Origin of the sequence: Mesorhizobium sp. B1-1-5 (genome assembly GCF_006443065.1) — a bacterium.
Classification (GTDB): Bacteria; Pseudomonadota; Alphaproteobacteria; order Rhizobiales; family Rhizobiaceae; genus Mesorhizobium.
Genome location: NZ_VFWS01000178.1, coordinates 1 through 7,625 on the forward strand (window position 1 = coordinate 1; position 7,625 = coordinate 7,625).

A 7,625-nucleotide genomic window follows, 5' to 3' on the forward strand; every position below is an offset into this window, starting at 1 on the left:
GTCAGGTTCTCCTGGATCGCCGCTTCTATGTCGGAATCGAGCGCGGAGGTCGCCTCGTCGAGGATCAGGATCGGCGCATCCTTGAGGAAGACGCGCGCGATGGCGACGCGCTGCCGCTGGCCGCCGGACAGCTTCACGCCGCGCTCTCCGACAAAGGCCTCGTAGCCGGAGCGCTCGCGGTTGTCGCGCAAACCCAGGATGAAGTCATGCGCCTCGGCTTTCCTAGCCGCGGCGATCACCTGCGCATCGGTCGCGTCCGGCATGCCGAGTTTGATGTTGTCGCGCAGCGAGCGGTGGAAAAGTGCGGTATCCTGGCTGACCACGCCGATATTGCCGCGTAGCGAGTTCTGCGTCACATGCGCGATGTCCTGGCCGTCGATCAGGATCTGGCCGCCCTCCAGGTCATAGAGGCGCAGGATCAGGTTGGCCAAGGTCGTCTTGCCGGCGCCCGACGGGCCGACCAGCCCGACCTTCTCGCCCGGATGCACGACGAGGTCGATGCCGTCGAGCACGCCGGCCCCCTTGCCATAATGGAAGGTGACGTTCCTGACGTCGATGCGGCCGCCGGCGACGACCAGCTCCTTGGCGTCCGGCGCGTCGGTCAGGCCGAGCGGCTGCGAGATCAGCGCCTTGGAATTCTCCAGCACGCCGAGATTCCTCAGGATGCCGTTGAGCTGCATCATCAGCCTTCCAAGCAGCATGTTGAGCCTGAGCACCAGCGACAGCGTGAAGGCAACGGCGCCGACCGTGATCGAGCCTTCGACCCACAGATAGATGGCGAACGCGGCGATCGCCGTGATCATGATGCCGGAGAGCATGGTCAGCGCCATGCGCACGCCGGTCAGCCGGCGCGTGAACGGCCGCAGCGCGTCGAGATAGATGCCGAAGCCGCTGCGGATATAGCGATCGTCGCCGTCGGCCGAAAACAGCTTCAACGTCTGCACGTTCGAGTAGGAATCGACGATGCGGCCGGTGATCATCGAACCGGCCTCGGCCGTCGCCTCGGCATGCTTGCGGATAGCCGGCAGATAGAGTTTCGCCAGCCAGCCGAACGCGGCGATCCAGATCACCACCAGCACCGCGAGCCGCAGATCCAGACCGGCGACCAACGCCAGCGTCGTCACCGTATAGACGATCATGAACCACACGACCTCGATGAAGCTTTCCATCAGGTCGCCGGTCGCCTGCCCCGCCTGCCAGACTTTTGTCGCGATGCGGCCGGCGAAATCGTTCTGGAAGAAGGCGTAGGACTGGCGCGAGACGTGCCGGTGCGCCTGCCAGCGCACCAGATTGTAGAATCCGGGCGTGATCGTCTGCTCGTCGACCAGCGCCGACAGGCCGACCACCAGAGTGCGGATGACCAGCACCACGCCGCCCATGAACAGGAGCTCGGGACCGGCGGCCGCCCACAGCGCGTGCCAGCTGCGCTCGCCGGGCAACTGGTCGAGGATATCGACCAGCCTCCCGACGAAATAGAACAGGCCTGCCTCGACCAGCGGCGCGATGCCGCCGATGATAAGCATGGCGAAGAAGGCGAGCTTGGCCTGCCCGACATAGTGCCAGAGGAAGCCGCCGACGCCGGCGGGCGGCCGAAGATTCGCGGGCTCGCGGAACGGATAGACCCAGCGCTCGAACCAGCGATAGACGCCCTTCATCATTCCGCGGCTTCACCTTTCGTCGCCAGATCGTCGGCGGTCTGCTTTTCCTCGAGCAGGAAACCGCCCGACTGGCGCCGCCAGAGCTGGGCGTAGAGCCCACCCTTGGCAATCAAGGTCTCATGCGAGCCGTCCTCGACGATGCGCCCCTTGTCCATCACCACCAGCCTGTCCATCGCCGCGATCGTCGACAGGCGGTGGGCGATGGCGATGACGGTCTTGCCCTGCATGAGCTTATAGAGGTTCTCCTGAATGGCGGCTTCCACTTCCGAATCGAGCGCGGACGTGGCCTCGTCGAGAATGAGGATTGGCGCGTCCTTCAGCATAACGCGAGCAATTGCGATGCGTTGCCGCTGGCCGCCGGACAGCTTCACGCCGCGTTCGCCGACAAGCGCCTCATAGCCGCGCTGCCCATACGGATCGGTCAGTGCCGCGATCACATCGTCGATCTGAGCGGCTTTGGCGGCGCTGAACATAGCCTCTTCGCTGGCCGACTGGCGTCCATATTTGAGGTTCTCGCGAACGGACCGATGCAAGAGCGACGTGTCCTGATTGACGAAGCCGATCGCCGCGCGAACGCTCTCTTGCGAGACGTTGCGGATGTCCTGTCCGTCGATCAGCACCTTGCCGTCCTGGACGTCGAACAGCCGCAGCACGAGATTGACCAGCGTCGACTTGCCGGCCCCGGAGCGACCGATCAGGCCGACCCGCTCGCCCGGCGCTATCTTCAGCGACAGATTGTCGATGACGCCGCCTTTGCCGTCCTTGCGCCAGTAGTTGAAATTCACCCGGTCGAACTCGATGCCGCCGGCGTCGACGACAAGCGCGGGCGCCCCCGGAATGTCCTGCATGGTGATGGGACGCGCGATCGTCGTCATCGAGTTGCTGGCGACGCCGATCTGCCGGAAGACGTTGGCGCCGACATCGAGGATCCTGCCGGAGATGTTGGCAATCTGCAGCGCGAACGGGATCGCCGTCGCCACGGCCGCGGTGGTCATCGTCCCGGCGTTCCAGCCGGCCAGCGCCAGCCAGCTTATGGCGATGAGCAGCGCCGCGTTGAGGACGAACAGGGCCGACCACATCAGCGTGAAAACGCGCATAAGCTGGTAAAACGTGTCGGCATGCTCGACCACCGCCTGCGAGACATATTTGTCTTCGTGCTCGCCGGTCGAGAACGTCTTTAGCGTCAGGATGTTGGTGTAGCTGTCGACCATGCGGCCGCTCACCTGCGACCACCGCTCCGACAGTGTGGAGGAGCGCTGGGTGATCTTCGGCATCGCAGACCGGAAGATGAGGCAGTAGAATACCAGCCACACCGCCACCACAGCCAGCAGCAGCGTGTCGAGCCGCGCCAGCACGACGATGGCGACCGCGACGAAGACCAGCGCGTACCAGACGGCATCGACCGTGAGGTTGACGCTCATCTCCACCGAATCGCCGCTCTGCATGACCTTGGTTCCGATGCGGCCGGCGAAGTCGTTCTGGAAGAACGACCAGTCCTGGCGCACAACGTGCCAATGGCTCTGCCAGCGGATGAGGTCGATGAGGTTCGGCGCGATGGCGTGGTTGCGGATGAGGCCGTCGACAACCATCGACAGCGGACGCAGCAGCACGACGATCGCCATCATGACGAGCAACGGCATGTGCGCGGCGAAGAAATCGCCTGGCTTGGTGCTGGAGAGCAGGCCGACGATCAGGCCGACGAAAATCGGCAGCATCGCGTCCACTACCGCCGCTACGGCAACGATGATCATGCGCAGCCGATAGGCGGCACGAAACTGTCTTATGAAATACCAGTAGAACCGCCAAAGCCCCATTGGCGGCTGCCTGTCGTCGGCCAGCGCCACCGGCGAATAACGGCTTTCGAACCAGGTGAAGATGCGGTCGAACATTTTTCTCTCATCGCGCCGGAAATCCGCCGGCAACCGATCTGGTCGCCAGCAGACCTCTGGCCAGGTCGTGGTTACGCCCGGGATCGATTCCCCGCAATCGCCGTAACCTTGATGCCGGAGCGGCTCGACGGCTCACAGAACCGCCGGGCCGCTCCAAGTCTTGGTTTTGCGCAATTCCGGACGGAGTTGCTGCAATCGCGATCGCGTTACTCCGCTGCCATCTCGGATCGAAGCGACTTGGCATCGGGCTCGGCCGGCGCGTCATCGAGCAGGAAACCGCCCGACTGGCGTTGCCAGAGCTGGGCGTAGAGCCCGCCCCTGGCGACGAGCTCCTCATGCGAGCCTTCCTCGATGATGTGCCCCTTGTCCATGACGACGAGCCGGTCCATCGCCGCGATCGTCGAAAGGCGGTGCGCGATGGCGATGACGGTCTTGCCCTGCATCAGCTTGTAGAGGTTCTCCTGGATGGCCGCCTCGGCTTCCGAATCCAGCGCCGACGTCGCCTCGTCGAGGATGAGGATCGGCGCGTCCTTCAGCATGACGCGGGCAATCGCAATGCGCTGCCGCTGGCCTCCGGACAGTTTGACGCCGCGGTCGCCGACATGGGCATCGAATCCCTTGCGGCCGTTGTGGTCCGAAAGCCCGCCGATGAAATCGAGCGCTTCCGCCCGGCGCGCCGCCTCGGTGAGCATCTCGTCGGTCGCGTGCGGCCGGCCGTAGAGGATGTTCTCCTTCACCGAGCGGTGCAGCAGCGAGGTGTCCTGCGTCACCATGCCGATCTGCGCGCGCAGCGAATCCTGCGTCACCGCGGCGATCTCCTGGCCGTCGACGAGGATCCTGCCGCTCTCCAGGTCGTAGAAGCGCAGCAACAGGTTGACCAGCGTCGACTTGCCTGCGCCGGAGCGGCCGACAATGCCGACCTTCTCGCCGGGCTTTACCGTCAGCGTCAGGTTCTCGATGACGCCCTTCTGCTTGCCGTAGTGGAAGCGGATGTCGTCAAAGCGGATTTCACCCTGGCTGACGGCGATGTCCTTCGCGCCGGGCCGGTCCTCGACGAGACGCGGCAGCGAGATCGACTGGATGCCGTCCTGCACCGTGCCGATATTCTCGAACAGCCCGGACATCTCCCACATGATCCATTGCGACATGCCCCACATCCGCAGCACAAGGCCGATGACCACGGCGACCGCGCCGATCGTCACCGCCTGGCCGAGCCAAAGCCACAGCGAGATCGCCGTCACCGAGAACAGCAGCAGCGAATTCAGGATATAGAGCAGGCCATAGAGCACCGTCACCAGCCGCATCGACCGGTAGACGGTGTCGAGGAAGCTCGCCATGCCTTCCCTGGCGAAGGTCGCCTCGCGCCGCGCATGCGAAAACAGCTTCACCGTCTGGATGTTGGTGTAGCTGTCGACGACGCGGCCGGTCATGGTCGAACGCGCATTGGCCTGCTCCTCGCCGACCTTGCCGAGCCGCGGAATGAAAAAGCGCAGCAGGCCGATATAGCCGGCCAGCCATACGGCGAGCGGCGCCGCCAGCCGCCAGTCGGCCGAACCGACGATGAACAGCATGCCAAGGAAGTAGACGACGACGTAGTTCAGCACGTCGATCAGCTTGATCACGCATTCACGCACGGCGAGCGCGGTCTGCATCAGCTTGGTGGCGATGCGGCCGGCGAACTCGTCCTGATAGAAGGCCATCGACTGCTTGAGCAGATAGCGGTGCACCTGCCAGCGGATGCGCATGGGATAATTGCCCATCAGCGTCTGCTGGTTGAGGAGCGAATGCAGCCAGACCGTGCCCGGCAGCGCGAACAGCACGACGAAAGCCATGCCGGCGAGCTTCCAGCTCTCGGTCTGCAGGAAGGTTTCGCGGTTTTGCGCCGACAGCCAGTCGACGATGCGGCCGAGGAACCCGAACATCCAGACTTCGGTAAAGGCGATCGCCGTCACCAGCACCGCGTCGAGGATGATGTAGGGCCAGGCGCCTCGCGTGTAATGCACGCAGAAGGCGACCAGCGTCTTCGGCGGCTCGACCGGCTCCGCGGCGGGAAACGGATCGAGCCTGTTTTCAAACCAGCGGAACATTCCAGGCACTCGACTTATCTATGCGCTCACGCGGCGCGGGATTGATGGGCAAGGCTTTGCGGCCGCGCGGCATTGCGGGCCGGCGATACGGAATCATCCGCGTCGCCGGCCCTATCCCGCGCAATATAGGGTTTCGCCGGCATTTCGCCGACAGGCTCGTTTGACGTCCCTGACGGCCCGGAACTTCCGGACGAAAGGGCGGAACCTGCCCGGCTCCTGTCGCCCGGCCGGATCAAACGGATGATCCGGCGCACCAGCGTGGGCCGGCTGTGATCGGGCACCGCGCGCGAGAAATCGACGTCCGGCAGCATGCCGCGATGCGGCCTGCGCCGTTCCTCGGCATGCACCGCCGACGAATAGGTCTCGCCGATCAGCAGCGCCCAGGTCGCCGCCTTGCGTTCATGCAGGCTTCTTGACCCCGGTATCCTGTAGGGATCGAACATTGATCCGTCCTCCATATGCAAATGCGTTAAAAAGGGTGATGCGTCCTCGACCATCGGCATTCGGCCGAAGGCGCGGATCGAATCGGCCAGGACACGACAAGCGTCGGTCCTGACACGACTAGCATCGGTCCCGACACGCTCAGCTGGGGCACGGCGCCCCTTTGGCAGTTTGAAAAACATCGCAAGATTCCTTCGAAGGCCGAAAACAGGGGTCGGCGGGAATCGGTGCGATGAGGACTTAAAGTGTCAGAAGAATCGTCGTACCGAAACCGCCGGTGGGCATAGGGGTGCCCCGGAGAGGAGCTGGAAGTGCATGGTCATCATGTGGTTCCCCTCCTTCGGTTCGGGTTGACGATGGTCAGCATATACTCGACTTCGCAGAAAATGGCCACCCGCCAGTCCAGAAATCGCCGAAAGCGGGAGATGCCTGTGGCCGATCTGCCACTTATTAGCAGGATGCGAAAATGAACGATCGTCTCCGCATCGCGCTCTACCAGCCGGATATTGCCGGCAACACCGGGACGATCCTGCGCTTCGCCGCCTGCCTCGGTATCGGTGTCGAAATCATCGAGCCGGCCGGTTTCCCGCTGTCCGACCGGGCGCTGAAACGCGCCGGCATGGACTACCTCGAAATGGCGGCGCTTTCCCGCCATGCCGACTGGCACGCCTTCGAGGAGTGGCGAAAGACCGGCGCGCGCCGCCTCGTGCTGCTCACCACCAAGACCACGGCCGCCTACACCGACTTTGCTTTCGCTGCCGGCGACATCCTTCTGTTCGGCCGCGAATCCGCCGGCGTGCCGGATCAGGTCCACCAGGCGGCCGACGCGCGACTGACCATTCCGATGCGGCCCGGCGCGCGCAGCATCAATGTCGCGCTGTCCGTCGCCACGGTCGCGGGCGAAGCGCTGCGCCAGCTCGGCTAGAACCCCGAACCCCTCTTCATTGCCGCGCGCGGGCTCCACTCGCGGCGTCATTCTCACCCAGGCGCACATCGCCTTCTCCTGCAATTGCCCTATCGACATTTCTTGGCTACAAGCTCAACTTAACTTGAGGTCAAGCGGAAAAATCGAGATGGCTCCGGTAAGGGAATTGACGGTCGGCCAGGTGGCCGTTCGCAGCGGCGTTGCGGTATCGGCGCTGCATTTCTACGAAGCGCGCGGCCTGATCCGCAGCCACCGCACCTCGGGCAACCAGCGGCGTTACAGCCGCGACGTGCTTCGGCGCGTGGCGATCATCCGCGTCGCCCAGGAAGTCGGCATCGCGCTTGCCGACATCGCCCGGGCGTTCCAGTCGCTGCCGGAAGAGCGCACCCCGAATCGCGAGGACTGGAACCTGCTTTCGACAGCCTGGCGCGACGAGCTCGACCAGAAGATCGCCCAGCTCAAGAAATTGCGCGACGGCCTGACCGATTGCATCGGCTGCGGCTGCATGTCGATCGACAAATGCCCGCTGAGGAACAAGGAAGATCGGCTGGCCAAGGAGGGGCCGGGGGCGAGACGGCTGGCGGTGCGCTGACAGTCTGTCGCCAAGGTGCATTGAGATTCAGGT

The 7,625-nt window shown here is 64.1% G+C and carries 6 protein-coding genes; 2 read left to right on the forward strand and 4 right to left on the reverse strand.

What is annotated here, in order from left to right:
* The 4 genes from FJ980_RS28440 to FJ980_RS28455 all read right to left on the reverse strand — a co-directional run.
* A partial coding sequence (locus tag FJ980_RS28440; protein ID WP_140546974.1) for an ABC transporter ATP-binding protein occupies positions 1 to 1,658 on the reverse strand: 1,658 nt, incomplete at its 3' end.
* A complete protein-coding gene (locus tag FJ980_RS28445; protein WP_140546975.1) occupies positions 1,655 to 3,547 on the reverse strand; it encodes an ABC transporter ATP-binding protein in 1,893 nt (630 codons plus the stop codon). The genes FJ980_RS28445 and FJ980_RS28440, both read right to left, overlap by 4 nt.
* A 206-nt stretch (positions 3,548 to 3,753) precedes the next feature.
* Positions 3,754 to 5,634 (reverse strand): ABC transporter ATP-binding protein, encoded by a 1,881-nt coding sequence (locus FJ980_RS28450; RefSeq protein WP_140546976.1) that lies wholly within the window; start codon positions 5,632 to 5,634, stop codon positions 3,754 to 3,756.
* Positions 5,635 to 5,660: 26 nt separating this feature from the next.
* Complete coding sequence (locus FJ980_RS28455) at positions 5,661 to 6,077, reverse strand: hypothetical protein (RefSeq protein WP_246673578.1); 417 nt, start codon at positions 6,075 to 6,077, stop codon at positions 5,661 to 5,663.
* A 464-nt stretch (positions 6,078 to 6,541) separates the two neighbouring features.
* Between FJ980_RS28455 and FJ980_RS28460 the strand changes: the two genes are divergently transcribed.
* Both FJ980_RS28460 and soxR read left to right on the forward strand, forming a co-directional pair.
* A complete protein-coding gene (locus FJ980_RS28460) occupies positions 6,542 to 7,000 on the forward strand; it encodes a tRNA (cytidine(34)-2'-O)-methyltransferase (protein WP_140546978.1) in 459 nt (152 codons plus the stop codon).
* 148 nt (positions 7,001 to 7,148) lie between these two features.
* Complete coding sequence (gene soxR, locus FJ980_RS28465) at positions 7,149 to 7,592, forward strand: redox-sensitive transcriptional activator SoxR (protein ID WP_140546979.1); 444 nt, start codon at positions 7,149 to 7,151, stop codon at positions 7,590 to 7,592.
* Positions 7,593 to 7,625 lie beyond the last annotated feature (33 nt).

What these genes read in the sequence shown, in the direction of transcription:
- FJ980_RS28460 (WP_140546978.1), top strand. Translation starts at nt 6,542, where the DNA reads ATGAACGATCGTCTCCGCATCGCGCTCTACCAGCCGGATATTGCCGGC.
- FJ980_RS28445 (WP_140546975.1), bottom strand. Translation starts at nt 3,547, where the DNA reads ATGTTCGACCGCATCTTCACCTGGTTCGAAAGCCGTTATTCGCCGGTG.
- FJ980_RS28450 (WP_140546976.1), bottom strand. Translation starts at nt 5,634, where the DNA reads ATGTTCCGCTGGTTTGAAAACAGGCTCGATCCGTTTCCCGCCGCGGAG.
- soxR (WP_140546979.1), top strand. Translation starts at nt 7,149, where the DNA reads ATGGCTCCGGTAAGGGAATTGACGGTCGGCCAGGTGGCCGTTCGCAGC.
- FJ980_RS28455 (WP_246673578.1), bottom strand. Translation starts at nt 6,077, where the DNA reads ATGTTCGATCCCTACAGGATACCGGGGTCAAGAAGCCTGCATGAACGC.